Annotated in this window: 11 protein-coding genes, 1 pseudogene and 1 riboswitch; of the genes and pseudogenes, 3 read left to right on the forward strand and 9 right to left on the reverse strand. The window is 40.4% G+C overall.

Annotation, left to right across the window (positions count from 1 at the left end):
* From G586_RS0114400 to G586_RS0114435, 8 genes are all read right to left on the reverse strand, one after another.
* Nucleotides 1–684 carry a GAF domain-containing protein gene (locus G586_RS0114400; RefSeq protein WP_026528312.1) on the reverse strand — a complete coding sequence of 228 codons (684 nt, stop codon included), beginning with the start codon at nt 682–684 and terminating at the stop codon, nt 1–3.
* Nucleotides 685–724: 40 nt separating this feature from the next.
* A complete protein-coding gene (locus G586_RS23235) occupies nt 725–2,536 on the reverse strand; it encodes a CHASE2 domain-containing protein (protein WP_051204817.1) in 1,812 nt (603 codons plus the stop codon).
* Between the two features lie 25 nt (nt 2,537–2,561).
* Nucleotides 2,562–3,734, reverse strand: a complete 1,173-nt coding sequence (locus G586_RS0114410) for an NHL repeat-containing protein (RefSeq protein ID WP_155834190.1) — start codon at nt 3,732–3,734, stop codon at nt 2,562–2,564.
* 27 nt (nt 3,735–3,761) lie between these two features.
* Nucleotides 3,762–8,267, reverse strand: coding sequence for an InlB B-repeat-containing protein (locus G586_RS0114415; RefSeq protein ID WP_026528314.1), 4,506 nt, complete (start codon nt 8,265–8,267; stop codon nt 3,762–3,764).
* Between the two features lie 57 nt (nt 8,268–8,324).
* Nucleotides 8,325–9,125 (reverse strand): MBL fold metallo-hydrolase, encoded by an 801-nt coding sequence (locus G586_RS0114420; protein WP_026528315.1) that lies wholly within the window; start codon nt 9,123–9,125, stop codon nt 8,325–8,327.
* Nucleotides 9,126–9,153: 28 nt separating this feature from the next.
* Nucleotides 9,154–10,224: a sensor domain-containing diguanylate cyclase gene (locus tag G586_RS25100; RefSeq protein ID WP_051204818.1), complete on the reverse strand. Its 1,071-nt coding sequence runs from the start codon at nt 10,222–10,224 to the stop codon at nt 9,154–9,156.
* Nucleotides 10,225–10,442: 218 nt separating this feature from the next.
* Nucleotides 10,443–11,639, reverse strand: coding sequence for a methionine adenosyltransferase (gene metK, locus G586_RS0114430; RefSeq protein WP_035773394.1), 1,197 nt, complete (start codon nt 11,637–11,639; stop codon nt 10,443–10,445).
* Between the two features lie 159 nt (nt 11,640–11,798).
* Nucleotides 11,799–11,903: riboswitch (SAM riboswitch) on the reverse strand.
* A gap of 166 nt (nt 11,904–12,069) precedes the next feature.
* Nucleotides 12,070–12,771: a YczE/YyaS/YitT family protein gene (locus G586_RS0114435; RefSeq protein WP_026528317.1), complete on the reverse strand. Its 702-nt coding sequence runs from the start codon at nt 12,769–12,771 to the stop codon at nt 12,070–12,072.
* Between the two features lie 415 nt (nt 12,772–13,186).
* Between G586_RS0114435 and G586_RS27655 the strand changes: the two are divergent.
* Nucleotides 13,187–13,387: pseudogene (locus tag G586_RS27655) on the forward strand (hypothetical protein); the annotation flags it as partial.
* 29 nt (nt 13,388–13,416) lie between these two features.
* Here the strand turns inward: G586_RS27655 and G586_RS27045 are convergent.
* Nucleotides 13,417–13,671: a hypothetical protein gene (locus tag G586_RS27045; protein ID WP_155834192.1), complete on the reverse strand. Its 255-nt coding sequence runs from the start codon at nt 13,669–13,671 to the stop codon at nt 13,417–13,419.
* Here G586_RS27045 and G586_RS27050 point away from each other — a divergent pair.
* Together G586_RS27050 and G586_RS0114445 are read left to right on the forward strand one after the other, a co-directional pair.
* Entirely contained in the window at nt 13,655–13,918 is a 264-nt protein-coding gene (locus G586_RS27050) for a cellulose binding domain-containing protein (RefSeq protein ID WP_242832030.1), read from the forward strand. The two genes, G586_RS27045 and G586_RS27050, sit on opposite strands and share 17 nt — an antisense overlap.
* A 637-nt stretch (nt 13,919–14,555) precedes the next feature.
* Nucleotides 14,556–19,979, forward strand: a complete 5,424-nt coding sequence (locus tag G586_RS0114445; RefSeq protein ID WP_026528318.1) for a leucine-rich repeat protein — start codon at nt 14,556–14,558, stop codon at nt 19,977–19,979.
* Nucleotides 19,980–20,110 lie beyond the last annotated feature (131 nt).

The raw sequence follows: 20,110 nt of genomic DNA on the forward strand, positions 1-20,110 counted from the left end.
TCACTCAAACCAGTTAAATTTCCTTCCTTTAGTCTTGTCTTCTTCGCCCTTATCTTCTTTGCCCTTGACTTCTTTGCTCTTATCTTCTTTTTTCTCCTCTTGATCCTCACTCTTTTTGGGAACCCCCTGAAGCTGTCCCTTGAGCTTCAGGTTTTCAAGATAAAGAGCAATGACAGATGCTATGGCACCCACAAGCTCCTCCTGATCCTTTGTAAAAGGAGTCCACATTCCATACTTATCCTTGGCATTGATCAGCTGGAGAACTCCCATTACTTCACCATTTCCTACAACAATGGGAACCACAAGCATAGAACAGGTGCGATAATCATTCATGTCGTCATAATACTTTGCCCCGCCAAAATCGAACTCCTCAGACACATATACATCCTTTATGTTGAGTCTCATTTTTTTCATGGCAGCAAATGCGCAGACAAAAACCTTGCGCATCGGTACCGGAGGAAAAGTGTCAGCGGCATTTTTATAATTCATAGATATACCCTTGGACAAGGTATAAAGATATCGGAAATAGAGCTTGTTATCCTCAATTGTGTAAATTGTTCCGCCATCGCAGTTTCCTGCCAGCATACATTCCTTCAGCGCTATATCAAACAGCACGTCCTGTTCAACGGGACGCGACATAAGTGTGGCAAGTTTTACAAAGCGATCAAGATCATAACTCTTCATAAGCATTCACCTCTATAAGCAATAGTTTTCTGTATCTGAATTATTTGCGAACCAGCTCATCAAGTGTCAAAATTTCAAACCCTTCAGCTTTTCCTTTGAGTTTAATTGTATCTCCAAGAGACGTTACCTTCGCCCGATCCCCAAGTATATCGGCCACGGCGCGAGATATGAGAATCTTCCCTCCAGGAGCATTTGCCTCAAGTCTGGCTGCTGTATTTACAGTGTCTCCGATTGCGGTGTAGTCCATTCTAAGCGGCGCACCGATGTTTCCCACAACCGCAGGTCCCCAGTTAACACCCACTCCAAATGAGACCGTCCTTCCAAACCTCTCCATAAGCTGTTCGCCCAGAGCCTTTGACCCCTCCACCATATCCATCGCAGCACAACAGGCAAGGTAGACAGGATCCTCCTGCGGAAGGGGTGCATTCCAAAACGCCATGGTACAGTCCCCTACAAATTTATCAAGGGTTCCGTGATTTTTCATAATGCATTCCGTAGTAAGCGTAAGATAACTGTTGATGATCTCCACAACGGTCGGAGGGTCAAGGGCCTCACTCATGGTTGTAAAGCCTCTGATATCCACGAACAGAACCGCAATGTCATAGGTTTTCCCGCCGAGCTCTAAGGCCTCTGTCCCCTGCTCTAAAAGCTGATTCATAATTGTGGGATCAACATAATGTCCGAAGGTGTTCTCAATCTTATGCTTTTCCCTCTGTGCGCGGATGTAGTTAAGCGCCACCGATACCACAAACAGAATTGTCACAAAAAGCGGTATCCATAAAACATGCAACACCACTCCCGCTTTGTGGTACAGAACATAGGCAAGTGCTATCCATCCAAGGCACACCCCCACCTCTGCAACAACCGAAGGAACCACCTTCCTGTCATAGAAAAACATCAGCGCAGCAAATGAAATAATGAACAAAATCACCAGCTGCAAAATGTTTGATGCCTCAGCAGGATAAAAGCCTTTTCTGAATGCTTCCACAAGATTGGCCTGAATCTCAACTCCATAGCTCGCCACCGCATGGTCAATGGAGGTTCTGTATTCATCCTGAAGCCCCGGCGCATAAGGACCTATCAAAACGATCTTATCCTCAAAATAGTCAGGATCAACACTTCCATAGTAGACATCAGATACGGAAATATAGTCATAATACGCGCCGCTCTTACCGGTAAACGGAATATAGAAAAACCCTTCCGTTGTAGCAGGCTCCGGATTTGGAGTTATCCCCATTTTTTCACAGTACTTCTCATATATCACTCTGGAAAAAGAGTAAAGACGGTCATTTTCAGGCGTATCGATATAAAGCATCGCATGCCTGATGATGCCGTCGCTGTCCGTCATAGTATTTATGTGGCCCATGGTCGTAACCGCTTTAAGCTCTTCATAGGGTTCATCAAGCGCCAAAACGCTTCTGTTATTTAATCTGAACCCCCCGGCATCCTCTTCTATCTCACTGCCAAAAGTGGCTGCAACCGCAGTTACAACATTGCCTCCATTCTCAGCAACTGCTGCCAGATACGTATCATTTGTGGGCGTCGCACTTTCTCCCACATACAGCACATCCACTGCAATAACAGCCGGCGGTGAACCCGAACTGTTCAGATACGCAATAACATCTGCAATCACACTTCTTGGCCAGGGCATGGGGCCTATTTCCTCCAGAGCCTTCTGATCCATGCCCACCACAACTATCTGCCCATCAGTAGCCACTTCCTGCTGATAAAGAGCATCAGATGCTATCCCATCCTGCCCCGCCAGGATTCCCGATGCGGCAATTGCCGTGAAAATAAAAGCAACTACTATTGCTGCTATCAGTTTAACTACAAAATCTTTTTTCCTGGACATTGGGCCTCCTGTTTAAAAGCGCAGGCTATTTCGGGATAACCTCAAAAATCTTCCTTGCAAAATTATCGGCGACGTAGAGTTTTCCGCCCATAGCACAGAGCCCTATCGGGCTGGTAAGTTCAATTTCCGGCGATTCCTCGTCCTTTACTTCTATAGAAGTAACTTCGCCGTCCTTAATTTCTCTGAGCTTTCCATTTACCGTATCCGCAACAAACACAGTTCCGTCGGAAAGGGCCAGCACTCCTTTAGGTGATGAAAATTTTGCTTCTTCACATTTTCCGTCAAGATCACCCACTTCGCCTGTTCCTGCAAACACCTCAAGATTTGCCGGTGCAAGTGCCTCGGCATCGCCTGCCGTTTCAACCCTCAGGATTCTGTTACCGCCGGTCTCTGCAATGTAAAGATATCCATTGCACCAGCTAAGTCCCATGGGACTGTTTATTCCTTTTATGAAAACCTTGCACTTTCCATCAGTCGTGATTCTGAAAACTGAATCAGAGTGTGTATCCGATACGTAAAGCCGCCCTTCGGAATCTGTGGCAAGTCCCGTCGGATAGTTATAGGTAGCTCTGCTCTTACTTGTGTTACCGACATAGGATGTGGCATTAAGGCTCTGAACATCAACTTCTGTGATAAATCTCAGCGCATTGTTTGTCACATCAGAAACCGCTACCCCATTAATGAATTTTGTAAGAGCCCAGGGTTCGCCAAACATTGATTCCTCGCGGGTTGTGTCACTATAACCGCCCACAGGTCGCTCGTAGATGTCAACCACGGTGTCGCTTCCCGCATACACCTCAGCTCCTTCTCTGCTAATCCTCCAGATTTTTTTGGAAAAACTGTCAGCCACAAGGAGCTCATCTCCATCAGCAATCATTCCGCAGGGTTCAAAAGTCTCAGGAAGTGCCAAAAGCATCAGATCAACATTTTCTGCTTCAAGAGGATTTGTTTCCCCTGCACTTGAATCTGCATCTTCAACGCCTGCTGCCAAAGGGACTTCACCGGAGTCAATCGCAAATGCAGAACCATCTGCTGCCTTTCCAGGCTCATTCACAGTACTTGTCTGTTTTATTTTTTGGCCGCAGGCAATGGCTGCTACAATTACCACCAGTGCAGCCGGAAGAAAGAGTAAACCTCCGCGAGATATTCTTCTTTCTTTATGATTTGTTTTACGTTGTTGCAAATTTTCCTTTTCCATACCACCCTCATTAATCATATGTGCTTATCAATCATCACTTTCTAATTCATCTCCATTATATAAGCGTAACCTAATCTTACTTATATTTCCTGATGGTAAATCAAATACTATTCCGTCATCTTCATCATACGTAGCTCCTATAGTCGCAGAAGATCCCGCATTATTTGGAGTATATATAATTGATACATCCGAAGGATCTATTGAATATTCCATCGTATTAACATCGTATTGCTCACAGAATTGCTCATTTAGCTCCACTGATAATTTCATTGTTTCGCCCTGTACTGCATAGTTTGGATACTTATCCATCGGAGCATCGCTTGGTGAAGGTTCTTTCCTTGAAATTGAAATAACACCCATCTGAGCACCATTATATGTAGGTGTATATGTTGTCGGATACATAAAGAATCCCGGCTGATAATTCGGTTGTACTTCTACATCGTCGTATGGCATCGTAAAGTCGCCTTCGACATTCCCTTCAGCATCCGAAGGATAAGTAAGTGATGCAGAACCCACTATCGGTTCTCCACCTCCGGTTGTGATATTCTTCCATATAACCGAAACATCAGTCAAAAATCCATAGGACGAGCCATCACTGTCCGGTACAACAATTCTACACGGCGCAGTGAACTCAACATCACTATTTTCGGCAAATTGCTGCTCCGTTCCTGTTCCCGACTTAAACGCTATAGCAGATGTATAAGTGGTATCAAGGGTAGCTGTGTAAAAGCTTATCGGGCAAAGCTTTGCAATAATGCTAACGTCCTCTTCGCCCATTTCAAATTCGAACGACTCAGACTCTGCTACCATTAACTCTTCACTTCCTGAGTAGACAGTAGCTTCTAAGAAAGAATAATTTGCATTAATATCAAAGCTGACACTTACTGTAGTTCCTTCCTCCGCACTTGAAGGAGCACTCACTGAGCCGTAATCGGATAGTGTTTCTCCATCTTCATTCTGGACAAATATAGAAATATTATGTTGTATTGGCACAGCCTTAAACGCAGCACTAACATAAACTCTCTTACCCGGCATCGTAAAGCTATAGCTGTTTCCGCTTCCGCTTACTGAGACACTTCCACCGTCTTCATCCGTTACGGAAATGACGTCGAGCTCATAGTTGGAAGCAGGTGCCGTTGTAATAGTGACTGTATCTCCCTTTGCAGCAGACGAAGCATTTGTACTAACGCTTCCGTTCACGGCAGTAGCTACAGAAATGCTGTATGTTTTCTGCGTGAAGGTAGCTGATACTGTTACATTTTTCGCAGGCATGGTGAAGCTATATTTTTTCTTATCGGTGTCTCCCTGTTCATCATCAACGCCGCTTCCTGTTCCGGAACTATCGGCATTCATAGTCAAAGGCTCTTCTGTTATTGAAACATTTCCACCGTCTGCATCCTTTACGCTTACAGTGCCAATTTCATACTCATTATTTGCAGTAACAGTCAAAATAACTGTATCTCCCTTAGAAGCCGTCTCCTTATTGGATACAACACTTCCGCCTGTAGCAGAAGATATGGAGATTGTATATGACTTTAGCTTAAAGGTAGCTGACACCGTAACATTACTTGCAGGCATGGTGAAGCCGTAGTTATCACCACTTCCACTTACTGTTACTGAACTTCCACTTGCATCCTTGACTGTTACCACATCTGTCTCATAACCGCTTGCAGGTGTGGTGGTTATCGATACGGTATCGCCCTTGTTCGCAGTTGTTTTATTGCTTGCTGCGCTTCCATTTGATGCTGAGGAAACAGTTACGCTATAGTTTATCTTCTTAAAGGTTGGCGTCACCGTCACATTATCAGCAGGCATGGTGAAGCTGTAGCTTGTTCCACTTCCGCTTACGGATACCGTACCTCCGTCAGCATCCTTTACTGTTACCTTATCTGTCTCATAGCCGCTATCAGGCGTAGTCGTGATAGTAACTGTCTCACCCTTAGTAGCATCATCCGCACTTGCACTGGCGCTTCCGCCATCAGCAGAGGATATAGTTATGCTATAGCTTCTCTTCTTAAAGGCAGCCGATACTGTCACATTACTTGCAGGCATGGTGAAACTGTAGCTGTCTTCGCTTCCACTTACTGCCACCGCATTTCCGTCTGCATCCTTTACCGTTACCTTATCTGTCTCATAGCCACTTGTAGGCGTGGTCGTAATCGACACAGTATCGCCCTTATTAGCTGTTGTTTTATCACTTTCCGCGCTTCCGTTTGATGCAGAGGAGACAGTTACGCTATAGTTTGCCTTTTTAAAGGTCGCTGTTACCGTTACATTTCCCGCAGGCATTGTGAAGCTGTAGCTGTTTTCGCTTCCGCTTACACTTACTGAATTTCCATCTACGTCCTTAACCGTTACCTTATCTGTCTCATAGCCGCTTTCAGGCGCCACAGTTATTGACACAGTATCTCCCTTGGTTGCACTTGTCTTATCACTCTCCGCACTACCATTCTCAGAAGATGCCACAGTTACGCTATAGCTGATCTTCTTAAATGTAGCTGTTATCGTTACGTTTCCTGCTGGCATGGTAAAGCTGTAGCTGTCTTCGCTTCCGCTTACACTTACTGCACTTCCGTCTTCATTCTTTACCGTTACCTTATCAATTTCATAGCCGCTTTCAGCTGTAGTTGTTACAGTAACCGTTTCACCCTTCGTCGCTGTATTAGCACTTGCACTAGCGCTTCCGCCACTTGCAGATGATACCGTTATGCTATAATTTTTCTTTTTAAAGGTAGCAGATACAGTCACATTTCCTACAGGCATTGTGAAGCTATAGCTGTTTTCGCTTCCGCTTACACTTACTGAATTTCCATCTACGTCCTTAACCGTTACCTTATCTGTCTCGTAGCCGCTATCAGGAATTGTAGTTATTGTTACAGTATCACCCTTTGTCGCTGTGCTGGTGGTTTCTATACTTCCATTCTCAGAGGATGATGCTGTTACGCTATAGCTTATCTTCTTAAAGGTTGCTGTTACCGTCACATTTCCTGCAGGCATGGTAAAGCTGTAACCATTTTCGCTTTCCTTTACAGTTACGTCTTTTCCGTCTTCATCCTTTACCGTTACCTTGTCTGTAACATATCCGCTCTCGGGTGTGGTCGTAACGGTTATTTTTTCGCCCATAGTCGCTGATGAAGTGTGCGCCTTTACACTTCCGTTTTCTACGGAAGCTATTGTAATGCTATAGCTTTTCTTCTTAAAGGTCGCTGATACCTTTACATCCGCTGCAGGCATTTTGAATGTAGCGATATTATCCTTTGTCGTAACACTGACTGTATCGTCACTTGTTTTTGCGGTTACGGAACCTAGCTTGTAGCCTTTATTGGGCGTCGCCGTGATAGTGATTTTATCTCCCTTTTCCGCGGTCTTATAGTCCGAATCGATTTTACCGTTTGTAGTATCATTTAATGTGATCTTATATTTTGTTACCTGATCATTCTTATTCTGATTTTCATTCTGGTTTCCATCACCATTAGTATTATCATTATTGTTATCCTGATTTTGGGTTGAGCTGTCATTGCCTCCTGAAGTCTGTTCATTTGTTGTATCGCCTTCATCGTTTTCCTGTCCGTTTTCAGGAGTTGTTGCTGTAGGAGTTGTTGCAGGCGCGCCCTCAGGATTTACAGTCTGTTCTCCTGTTCCAGGCGTGGTGCCGCCACCTTCTGTTTCACCGCCCTCTCCCCAGTGATCATCTCTTACTTCCTGCTGACTTTGCTCTTCCTCCTTCTTCTGCTGTTCCAGAAGCGCTGCCTCTTTTTCCTCTTCCTCAGTTGCAAGTCTTGCAGCTATCTGATCATCGGTAATACTCTCTAAGTCCATTCCAAGGATTTCTCCGATTTCCTTATCCTTGCCTGTCCTTTTAAGCTCAGCAAGAACATATGCCTTGATATCCGCCTCTGTAATTCCCTGTGATTCATAGGTTACAGAATCATCATTATCAGATGCCTCTTCCTGTGATTTTACTTTGACAATCCCGCTCTGGCCTCCCTCAAGGGTGAACTCTTTTGTTGTATTAGTCTGAGTATTGGTAACTACAACCGAAACCTTGCCCTTATAAACAGTTATCTGTACTTCCTTGGGACTCTTTATCTCTGCACTGACATCGGTTCCGCGGATACCCATGATCATATTTGAAGTTTTGACATTAAGCGTTGCTGTGGCTTCGAGGGGCTTATCAACATCAAGAAGCAGTCCTCCCCTTACAAGAAGGACCTCCTGCTTTTTGCCACTCTCACGGATCTCGGCTTCACTTACGGCATCCAGCTTTACTGCCTTTGTGTCATCGAGATTAAAATACACATAGCTCTTGGCAGCCGTGCTTATCTGATTACCCGTGAAAAGTCGCATATTATTTGAGACCTTTAACTCTTTCCCTGCACTGTCAACAACCTCAACAGTACCCTCGGTATTCATCATACGAATAGTGCTGGCCGCATCACTCTTTGTTTCTTCGGCACCTGCATTTATCACCAATGATGAAACCAAGAAAGAAATCAAAAGCATCAAAACTGCAATGCTTTCCGACTTTCTCATACAACATCTTAAAATGTTCTTCCCTTTTCCCCTCATAGACTAAATCATCCTCAATTTTTATAAAACTACAGACTCCCCTTGTCTCGCAAATCTGACATTTGGCAATTCTATTGTTTTTTCCAGTTTCATTAGTTCTTCATCACTTCTTTTCGGATCATGATGGACCAGGAGCATTTGCCCGGCACCCGTCATTTTGAAAAGAGAAAGCGCTTTTGATATCGTCGAATGCCCAAAGCCCTTTTTACTCGCAAATTCTTCATCTAAGTACTGAGCATCGCACAGCAAAAGGTCCGCATCCTTACTGAATTCGACAACTTCTTCATCCGGTTCATCCAGCATCTCATAGTCAGTAAGATAAACAATTCTTTTCCCCTTATATGAGATACCAAACCCTATGCATCCTCCTGGGTGCCTTAGCTTTACTCCTGTTATTTCGATATCATCCCCCAGTGTCATAGGGAGCTTTAGTTGTCTGTAATGGAAATTGGACGGATATGCACCGATCGTTAGCGGCCAATATGGCTCAGAAAAGGCCTCCTCTATCAGCTTGGCAATACTATGCCCTTCTATATCAGCCCCATAGAAATCTATATACCTGTCCTTTTTTGATAGCTCAGGAAAAAATGGCAGGCCAATTATATGGTCAAGATGTGTATGAGACATTAAAATTGTGATGTTTTTATCTTCATCCACAGGTGGAGAATTGATAATTCCGTTCCCCGCATCCAGGAAAATTGCATGCTCTCCCGCTTCAATCAGGTAGCTGGATGTCGCTCCACCGAATATGTCATATTGCTGTCCGCTTATCGGTACGGAACCTCTTGCTCCAAGCACCGTGAGTCTAAGTTCATCCCCCATGAGAACCCTCCGGAAATCCTATAACAAGTTACGATTCTACCTTTTCATACCCTTTAATAGTTTCCTTGATAACCTGGTTTCGTCCGGTCTCTTTTGCTATGTATAATCTGGTGTCCGCAATTTTTATATTCTCTTCTACCGGGATATCCGGAGACATCTGTGCTACACCAAAGCTCATGGTTATCTTGATATCCGTTCCCTCAAAGGTACAGGTTGATGCCTGGATTTTTTGTCTGATTCTCTCTGCAACAAAAGCAGCCTGATCAAGCTCAGCTTTTGCCAGGAAAATTATGAACTCCTCACCGCCCCATCTGTATACGGTGTCTGAATCTCTAACACTACTCTTAAGTATGGAAGCCACATGTTCAAGAACAGCATCCCCTGCATTATGGCCATAGGTATCATTAACTCTTTTGAAATGATCTATGTCGCACATGATCACGGAGACCTCGTGCTTCTGATCCTCAGGGAGCTTCATCATCTTCAGATACTTGGAATTATAATCGCTGTGAAGCCCCATACGATTTCTAAGCTTTGTAAGCTTATCGGTCTGGGAGTCGCTTAGGAAGGAATCCGCTTCAAGTGTTATGCCGCAGACTACCGCCGCTACGGACAGGCGTCTTACATCGCGCTCCAAAACAAAGCCCTCATCAGTCAGCTTGTTAATAGCCTGATAAGCACCTATCATTTCACCTTTGCAATTAAAACATGGAATTACAAGAATAGATTTAGTAACATAACCGGTTGATTTGTCCACGGATACATTAAAATCGGGACAGTTATACGGATCATTTGTGACAACAGGTCTCTTTTCCCTTATGGCACGGCCAACAAGCCCGGTACCTTCATCGATAACTATCTGATCGGTTCCCACAGCAGCGTTTGTTATAAGTTTGTGGTTAATCTTATCCCATTTCCAGAAACTGCATCTGTCCGCTTCCACAAGAGTACGCCCCAAATCAGCAAAGAGATGGAAAAGTCCGAAGTGATCGTTCCATCCTCCATCTTCCTCAGCAGTGCTCATCTTTTCATAAAGCTCCTGCATTATATCCAGTGTCTTGTCAAATAGTTCGGTCTTGTCTGTCTGAATATTACCCATATTATCCCCCTCGATAATGGATCAACATAAAAAGAACATAGACTCTGCAAAATGTAGCTAATACGCCATATTAAGTTAATTATACTAGATTATCGAAATAGCGCATTAATTTTATAAATTTTTAATAAACTAATCATCCGCACTATAGGTGATTTCAAGCATAAAAACACCCTCCATGCATCAGCATAGAGGGTGTCTGTCATTCATTAACGATTCTATTAAGCATTAACAAGCTTCTTGAGCTCATCAGCCTTGTCTGTCTTCTCCCAAGGAAGGTTAAGATCGTTGCGGCCGAAGTGTCCGTAAGCAGCTGTCTGCTTGTAGATAGGACGACGAAGGTCGAGCATCTTGATGATTCCTGCAGGACGAAGATCAAAGAGCTCACGAACTGCCTTTACAAGAGCCTCGTTTGAAACCTTACCTGTGCCAAATGTATCAACAAGTACAGATGTAGGCTGTGCAACACCGATAGCATATGAAAGCTGAACCTCGCACTTGTCAGCAAGACCTGCTGCAACGATGTTCTTAGCAACGTAACGAGCTGCATAAGCACCTGAACGGTCAACCTTTGTGCAATCCTTACCTGAGAATGCACCGCCGCCGTGACGAGCAGCTCCGCCGTAAGTATCAACGATGATCTTACGACCTGTAAGACCTGCATCACCCTGAGGTCCACCGATTACGAAACGGCCTGTGGGATTGATATAGATCTTTGTGTTCTCATCAACCATAGAAGCATCAACTACTGCATCGATAACATACTTTCTGATGTCAGCGTGGATCTGCTCCTGTGTAACCTTCTCATCATGCTGAGTAGAAACAACGATTGCCTCAAGTCTGATAGGCTTGCCGTTCTCATCATACTCAACTGAAACCTGGCTCTTACCATCAGCTCTAAGGTAAGCAAGAGTTCCGTCCTTACGAACCTCTGTAAGCTTCTTTGTGAGCTTGTGAGCAAGAGAAATAGCGTAAGGCATAAGCTCCTCTGTCTCGTTTGTAGCATAACCGAACATCATACCCTGATCGCCTGCACCGATAGCCTCGATCTCCTCGTCGGTCATCTTGTTCTCTCTAGCCTCGATAGCCTTATCAACACCCATAGCGATATCTGCTGACTGCTGATCAAGAGCAACCATAACTGCACATGTGTTACCGTCGAAGCCCTTCTCTGAGCTGTCATAACCGATCTCAACGATTGTCTCTCTTGCAATCTTTGCGTAATCAACAACTGCCTTAGTTGTGATCTCACCTGTGATAAGTGCGAAACCTGTGCAAGCTGTTGTCTCACAAGCAACACGGCTCATGGGATCCTGTGCAAGGCATGCATCAAGGATAGCATCAGAGATGTTATCGCAAATTTTGTCGGGATGTCCCTCAGTAACTGACTCAGAAGTAAAAATAAACTTTTCTGCCATTATAAAATCCTTTCTGCGCATATGGCGCTCAAAAATGAATAACTCCAGGATTCATGCACGAATCCTGTCCGCATAAGAAAATCCGCTAAGCGCGACGCCAAGCGGACCTGATAACAGATAATCAAATCCTCTTATTGCTCGCAGATCAATTAAGGCTACTGCCTATCGATCAATTACTCACTACGCTCAGGTTGGCACCTTCCGGATGTACGGGGTTGCCGTGGCTTCACAGATCCTATGTATCTCCACCACTCTGAATAAGAGAAATTACAATATGGAATTTTCATATCTCCTTGATACAATACTATAACAATATGTATAGCGCAAGTAGATTAATGAAGAAATTTCTCATAAATGAAAATATTATTCACATTTCTTCATAATAAAATCAATCAAAATGTCATTCTCACGAATATTGCTCTGCCACATATCACTTTGCTTCTATATTGTTTTTCCCGTATCTAAGCGGTCTTGCCACCTTCACATTGAAGAACTCAATAAGAGGTCCCATGAAAAATGCAGTGATTATAGTTCCTATTCCCGGAAGCACTCCCATTGCAAATCCAAGTCCTGTACAAATAAGATCACAGGTAATTCTCACAAATTTGAAATCCCATTTTCTCTGCTCCGATAGTGCAAGGGCAATTGCATCGTAGGTGGATACCCCCAGATCACTGGTAAAATAGAGAGCCGAAGCAAAGCATATTATCACAATTGCAACCAGCAAAATAACTATCCTTATAACGAAAGTGGGATTCGGGATAAGTCTTCTCCACAAATTATATGAAAAATCAACCACGTATCCCAAAAGAAACAGGTTAATAAATGTAGCTATTCCCAATTTCTTTCTATCAAGGAAGAAATCAAAAACCAGAAGTACCATATTGATAAACATATAAACGACACCATATCCTATCACAGGATTAGCAGCATCATAGTCCGTAAAAAATCTTGGGCTTCCTCCTGTCATTATGTGCTGCAGCTGCGTCCAGATTCCATGGGCAAATACCTGGAAAGGATCCATTCCCATAAGTGAAAACTGAAACATTCCGACAGAAAATCCGGCTATGAGCACACCGCCAAAGGTCATTGCCAACCGTCTTTTCATCTCATCATCTAATTTTTTTAACATATATACTTCCTCTTTAATCTATATCCGTTATTTAATATATTAATTTTACTACTCACATAATAGCACACAATTGAATTTAGGTATTCGTAAACTGATTGTTTATAAATCGTTTCCGTATTATCGAACAATTTTTAAAATCTAAAATAACACAAACGGCAGCTTCAAAGAGTACACCACTAAGATTTCCGGTGTAACAGGAAAGCATGAAGTTTATTTTGTTGGAAAGATTGGAAGTGTAGATTTTGATTACTGGAAAGCTCTGACAGCTCCGGGCACAACAACACCGGAACCCGATCCGGAGCCCGCGCCTGTTGTAACAACAGTTGATCCTTATTCAACAGTTGAGCTTGAGAACGCTGATGATATCGTAAGAGTCGAAGTTAAGACAGAAGGCAATGTAACTTATGTTGAAGGCATCACAAACGGCACACTTGTTGCTGTTAAAAATGTAGAATTCGACGGATCTGCAGCTATTGGTGTTACCTTCAGAACAACTGAGCCCTCTATCGTTGAAGTTAGAGATGGCAGACTTGCAGGTGAGAAGCTTACAACTCTCAGATTCCCCAATACAAACGGTCAGTTTGAGACAAAGTATTTCTCATTCCCGGATCTTCAGGGCACACACGGCCTCTTCTTTGTTGGAACCTATGCTAAGACAGACATCGATTCCTTCATAGTTCTCAAGGCTCCCGTTAAGCCCAATCCGAATCCCGATCCGGTAGATCCTGATCCGGTTGACCCTGACCCTGTTGATCCTGATCCGACACCTGTTGATCCCGATCCCACTCCGGTTGATCCCGATCCCACTCCGGTTGATCCCGATCCTACACCTGTAGATCCTGATCCGATAGTTGTAGATAGCAATCTTACAGCTGAATTCTCAATTAACAGCTGGGGCACAGGCTTCACAGTTAATGTAAAGGTTGTTAACGATTCCGATACAGCAGTTGATAACTGGACACTTAAGCTTAAGAAGAGCGAAGTATCTATCGACTCCGCATGGTGCGTAAAGGTCGCAACAGAAGGTGATTACTATGTGATCACCCCCGATGACTGGAATGCAGCTATCCGTCCTCATGACGGCGCATTCTTCGGATTCCAGGGATCCGGCGCAATCAGAGACTCTCTCACTTATGTAATTGAATAAAACTTAGTTTTTCAGCCAAAGGAATAGGGGCTACCGCTTTAGATAATCTAATGCGATAGCTCCTTCTATATAATTGCTTATAGACTTATTTCTTCTACATCAGGTCTCTGTTATGTATATGCAATGCATTTTGTCATGGTTCTCTCAAATTCCTAAACATCTCTCTGCTTTAACCCTCTTTTTTACACTCCATTCAGGGTATACTTTCTTACCATATAGTTTTTTATGTTATAGACGTGTGCTCATACCATTCTATGAAACTGTTTTTGATGTTGGGGCTATCACATGGTTAATCGCTGCTGTTAGGACATACAATAAAGTAAATCTGAAAGTGCAATTTATCAGCATCTTGCTTATATGAGAAGATAACTTGTAAGCTTTCGCCATAATGTTTATATGTCTTATAAAACTTTTGTAGTTCGTTATAAACAATATATATGAATTATTACTTGTCAAGTACGAAATTTGAATAGTAAAATACATATTTCGTATACATATAAAATACTAGATAGATTATACTTTTAATAGTTAAGGAGTTTGTCATTAGAATAATGTTTTCTATAGGTGACATTTCGGTGTCACCTATTTTTTGTGCAAAACATGATTTAAGCCAAATATTAACAGGAGAAATAAGTTAATGAAAAAATCTTTTTTTACTTTAAAGAATGTCCTATTTATTTTTAGTTCATTATGCCTATTTAACGCATGTTTAATAAATTCACATGCTGAGGATAACGAAACATCCTATATAGGTACTAATGTGAATGATGAGCAAGGCATAGGCCAAACTATGTATCCTATAAAAGGGGAATGCGGTAAATCTGGAGATAATCTTCAATGGAAACTTGAAGAAAATGGAACCCTTACAATATTTGGACAAGGTGAAATGGCTGGATATGTATATACATCAGATTCTCCTTGGGATGAATACAGAGACTTTATTAAGGAAGTCAAAATTGAAGAAGGGGTAACATCAATATCTCAAGCTATTTGCAAGAATTATCTCAATTTGGAACGGGTTTATTTACCAGATACTCTAACTGTTGTAAGTAATAATACATTTCAAAATTGCCCCAAAATAGAAGAATTGGTTTTGCCTAAAAATGTAACTGATTGGGGATATGCGTTTAGTGATTGCAAAAATATCAAGAAGATTACAATAACTGCAAATCATAGCTTGGAAAGGCTAAATTTTAGTGCATCCAAATATATTAAAACTGCTGGAGCAATTGGTGGCGGTTATGATTTGGAGTTCGCAAGTGATGGAAAAATAAGTTATATTACTGGACTTGGAGCTCCTATAGAGAATGTAGTATATCCAGAAGGCGTTGAAGAGATTTACAAACTAGCATTTGAGTACAGTAAAACTTTGAAAAGCGTAGAATTTCCAAGAAGTTTAAAATATATCGATACGTGTGCATTTTATAAATGTAATGAATTATCTGAAGTTATTTTTTACTCAACTCAAATAACTATGGGTGCTAATGCTTTAAATTTCTGCCCGAAATTACGTACTGTTGGTCCAGCCGATGGAGATTATGATATCAAAATTGCTGAAGTGTCTGATGTTTTTTCACTTACATTATTTGATATTACAGATCTTTACATTCCAGATGGAGTTAAGGTGCTTAGTTATTACGGTCCAGGAAGGTATAAACAAACATATAGTATAGGAGAATACTCTGAATATTTAGGACACTATACACTAAATTCTGTAAGGCTTCCGGAATCACTAGAAGAGATCAATTGTAGTTTTTACAAGAGCACGATAAAAGAAATAACAATTCCATCAAGTGTTACTAGTATAAGCAGCGGCGCTTTTGAAGATTGTGATTCATTATGCAAAATATATGGAATGGAAGGTCTTACTGAGATAGAAGACGAATTATTTAATTCTTGCGATAACTTGGAGGAGATAGTCCTCTCAGACAATATTACAAGTATAGGTGAAAAGGCATTTTACGGATGTAAAAATTTAAAGTCTATTACTTTACCAACAAGTTTACAGATTATTAATAATCAGGCTTTTGCCTATTGTGATAACTTGGAGAAGATAGTATTTTCAGACAATATTACAAGTATAGGTGTAATGGCATTTTACGAATGTAAAAGACTACAGTCGATAACTTTACCAACAAGTTTACAGATTATTAATAATCAGGCTTTTGCCTATTGTGATAACTTGGAGAAGATAGTATTTTCAGACAATATTACAAGTATAGGTGAAAAGGCATTTTACGAATGTAAAAAATTACAGTCAATAACTTTACCATCGAATTTACAGGTTGTTAAAAATGGGGCTTTTGTCAATTGTGATTCTTTATCATATCTTGAATTCAAAGGAGAATTAACAACACTAGAAGAAGGAGCATTTCATTATAAATCAGGATATGGAGTTGATGAATCGAACTATATAAATTTGGATTTATGCACGAATTGTAAAAAACTTAAAGATTATGACTGGAATGAACATCAGATAAACATTAATCATTTTTCCTGTGACTGGTATGATAATTTTGAGTTCATTCAAACAGATACTGAGATATTATTAACTAGGTACATTGGACCGAATTCTGATTTAACCATTGGCTCATTTGAATATTTTGAAGGCAAAAAGAAAAAGATTTGTTTGAGTGGTGCGGTATTTGAAGGTAATGAAAGCATTGAATCTGTTAATATAAATAACGAAGTAACCATTAAAGATGGCACAAGTATGTTTGACGGTTGTATTTCTTTAAAAAGCGTCGTTTTGCCGAATAATATGACCATAATAGATAATTACATGTTTAATGGTTGTTCGAATTTGAAGACGGTATCTATTTCTGAAAAAGTTACTGATATTGGAGATTATGCTTTTTATAACTGCTCTGCACTAGATATGAATCAGTTTCCTACTGAGATAAAGTCAATTGGAAATGTTGCGTTTTATAATTGCAATAAACTTAGTGTTGAGAGATTTCCGAATAGTTTGTTGAAAATTGGAAAATGGGCTTTTTATAACTGCTATTTAATAAAGGATATAGCGTATGATGGAACAGGTTTATCAACAATTGGCGAGAAAGCTTTCTACTCATCGAGAAACATAAATACTTCCCTAGCATCAAAGAATGAAGCTCTTTTGAATTATGATTGGGAAGACTCTAATCGTGCTCTTAAGCACCTTGTTAGTAAATGGATAGAGGAATATGAGTATTCGATTGATGATTCAAGTGAAATAATAACATTGTCGAAGTATTTAGGAACAGATAATCATTTAAAAGTTCCGAGTATTGCATATCACAACTATAAGGAATACAAGGTTTGTCTTAATAATATAGCTTTTAGTAAAAATGTAATAATAAAGACAGTGTCCATAGAAAGTGGAGTGATAATAAATAATACAGACGGATTGTTTAATGGCTGTACAAACTTAGAAGAGGTTGAGATTTTAACAGATTATGTAACTATTGGCGATAATATGTTCAAAAACTGCAGCAACTTAAAAGCTTTTTCTATGAACAATCTTGTTATAAATATAGGTGAAAATGCTTTTTGTGGTTGCAGTAAACTTGAAGAAATTCTTTTATCATCAAAAACAATAGATATAGGAGCACGAGCATTTTACGGGTGCAGTAACCTAAAAAAATTGTCATTACCATCCGGTATAAGTGAAATCAAAGAAGAAACATTTAGTGGTTGCTCAAAACTATCTATAAATATGCTTCCAAAATCATTAAAGAAAATTGGGGCAAAAGCATTTTTTGAGTGTGGGACAATCAATGCTATCGGATATACTGGATCGGACTTAACTAAGATAGGCGAAAAGGCCTTTTATATTTCAGACAAAACTGAAACCCTACTATTTAGTGATAACTATGCACTGCAGTCTTATGATTGGAATACAGACAATCGTGTGATCAAGGAAGAATTAACAACATGGTATTCTGAATTTAATTATGAAATAAAGCAATCGAATATAAAATTAAAGAAATATATTGGTACAGATGATAAGGTAATCATTTATCCATATGCATTTATCGGAAACAGCTGTTATAACGTTGTAATTCAAGGATCTATTTTTAAAGAAAACGATGTGATTACTTCTGTTACGATAATGGATGGTGTTAATTTTATGGAAGAGGTTTCATATACTAGTCGTGGATCTGCAGTGTATCAGGATGGATATGAATTCTATAAGTGTGAAAATCTAAAGGAAGTAGTGCTCCCAACAGGGCTAAAAAAGATAGGACAATGCTCATTTGCATTTTGTAATATGCTTGAAAAAGTAACGATACCTGATTCGGTAACAAGCATAGAATCTGGAGCCTTTTTTAATTGCAAAAAGTTGGAATTAAAAATGCTCCCGGATAGTATCACATATATAGGAAACACGGCATTTCAATTCTGTGAGTCGCTAAAGCTTGAGTCATTGCCTAATAACTTGACAGAAATTGAAACGTTAGCGTTTTGTTCATGTAAGAACATTAGAATTACTTCTTTCCCAGATAGCCTAGAAGCAATTGGGGCTGGCGCATTTATGGAATGCCCAGGATTAGAGTCGATAAAGCTTCCTTCTTCAATCAAATTAATTGGAAAGCAGGCATTCATGTCATGCCCAAGTTTAACAAAGATTGAATATGATGGAAATAATTTAAGAAATATAGGGGATAGCGCGTTTTTAGTAAGTTCTCCTGAAGGAATAAGAACAAAGTTAATAACAAAGAGTTCAGTTTTAATAGGTTATGGTTGGAAATCAGATCACAGAATAATTGATGTACAAAACGCATATACCGTTTCATTTGATGCTAATGGTGGTGAGGAAATAACCGCAACAATACCAGTATTTGTAAATTACAAATATGGAAATTTGCCTGTTCCAACCGCTAGGGAAGGCTATTCATTTATAGGTTGGTTTACTAAAGCTGATGGCGGAGAACAGGTTACGTCTGATACAATTGTTAGTGTAAAAGAAAATCACACATTATATGCGAAGTGGAATACTATAAATTCCGATAATTCGGATGATAATAAAGAGACATGTGACAGTTGTGTATCGAAATTAGAAAAAATTGTTGAGCTTGCATTCCCAAGTCAGGAACAACGAAAATTTCAGTTTCACTATGTATGTAAAGTATGCGGAGACAAATGGTTTGTATACAGAGACGACTGTGGTGGCACCTACGTTGATCCGATTATCGAACGCGTTCCTTCAGCAGATGAGTTTGGTCTTAAACTTTTCACAAACAATCTTACAGGTGATGATATACCATTTTATGTGGAGTTTGCATCAGTTGAAATAATTTCAACTTCTGAATCAATGGCTATTGGTGAAAGCAAATCTATTGACGTGGAGATACTGCCTAATAAAGTTACAAAAGATAAGTTAGTGTGGCATTCTTCTGACACGAGTGTTGCCGAAGTTGATCAAAATGGTAAGGTGACAGCTATATCGAACGGAGACGTACAAATATCCGTAGTATTTTCTGATGAAAACTTAAACGTTAATGATTTCATATGGATCCATGTTGGTAGTTCTGACAGTTCTGTAACAGGAAACAATGAACAGGAGTTATCAGATAATACTGAATCCGAGAATCAAATTACAGAAAACGTCATCCCTAATGAAACATCTGATCTTCCTACTGGATCAGAAGATGGAAGTACAGAGGCTACTACTCCTTTAGTTGAAACAAACAATGAAGAAGAGTCGAATGATAAGCCTTGTTCTATAGTAATTGATTCTTGTGGAATAACATATAATGTGTATACGAATCCCTTCCAAGCAAAGGTTGTCGCATGCAAAAACAAAAAGTCAATAAAGATTCCATCTACGATTACTATTAACGCCGTAAAATTTCCTGTCGCCGAGCTAAGTAGTAAATCAATTACTGGCAAGAATATTCAAAAAATAACAATTGATGCCAAAAATCTGAAAAAGGTTGATAATAATACTTTCAAAGGTGCTAAAAAGCTAAAGAAAGTAATTATTAAAGGCGTAAAAAAAGATTCAAGGATTGCCAAGCAGATTATGAAAGCTGCAAAAAAGGCAAATAAAAAGGTAAAAATGAGTGTTAAGAAATAACAAGTTTTATCAAAGAAATGTCCGAGGGAGTTTTCTCTCGGATTTTCTTTGATCATGAATATTCTTAGACAGCCAATGGGAAATCCGTTGACTTTATCCAAACAAATCTTTACATCGTAGAGTATTAAAAT

The sequence above is a fragment of the Butyrivibrio sp. VCD2006 genome, from assembly GCF_000423925.1.
Lineage (GTDB): Bacteria > Bacillota > Clostridia > Lachnospirales > Lachnospiraceae > Butyrivibrio.

Bases quoted from the DNA above. Each gene is read 5' to 3' on its own strand.
- G586_RS0114400 (WP_026528312.1), bottom strand. From the start codon at position 684: ATGAAGAGTTATGATCTTGATCGCTTTGTAAAACTTGCCACACTTATG.
- G586_RS23235 (WP_051204817.1), bottom strand. From the start codon at position 2,536: ATGTCCAGGAAAAAAGATTTTGTAGTTAAACTGATAGCAGCAATAGTA.
- G586_RS0114410 (WP_155834190.1), bottom strand. From the start codon at position 3,734: ATGGAAAAGGAAAATTTGCAACAACGTAAAACAAATCATAAAGAAAGA.
- G586_RS0114415 (WP_026528314.1), bottom strand. From the start codon at position 8,267: ATGAGAAAGTCGGAAAGCATTGCAGTTTTGATGCTTTTGATTTCTTTC.
- G586_RS0114420 (WP_026528315.1), bottom strand. From the start codon at position 9,125: ATGGGGGATGAACTTAGACTCACGGTGCTTGGAGCAAGAGGTTCCGTA.
- G586_RS25100 (WP_051204818.1), bottom strand. From the start codon at position 10,224: ATGGGTAATATTCAGACAGACAAGACCGAACTATTTGACAAGACACTG.
- metK (WP_035773394.1), bottom strand. From the start codon at position 11,639: ATGGCAGAAAAGTTTATTTTTACTTCTGAGTCAGTTACTGAGGGACAT.
- G586_RS0114435 (WP_026528317.1), bottom strand. From the start codon at position 12,771: ATGTTAAAAAAATTAGATGATGAGATGAAAAGACGGTTGGCAATGACC.
- G586_RS0114445 (WP_026528318.1), top strand. From the start codon at position 14,556: ATGAAAAAATCTTTTTTTACTTTAAAGAATGTCCTATTTATTTTTAGT.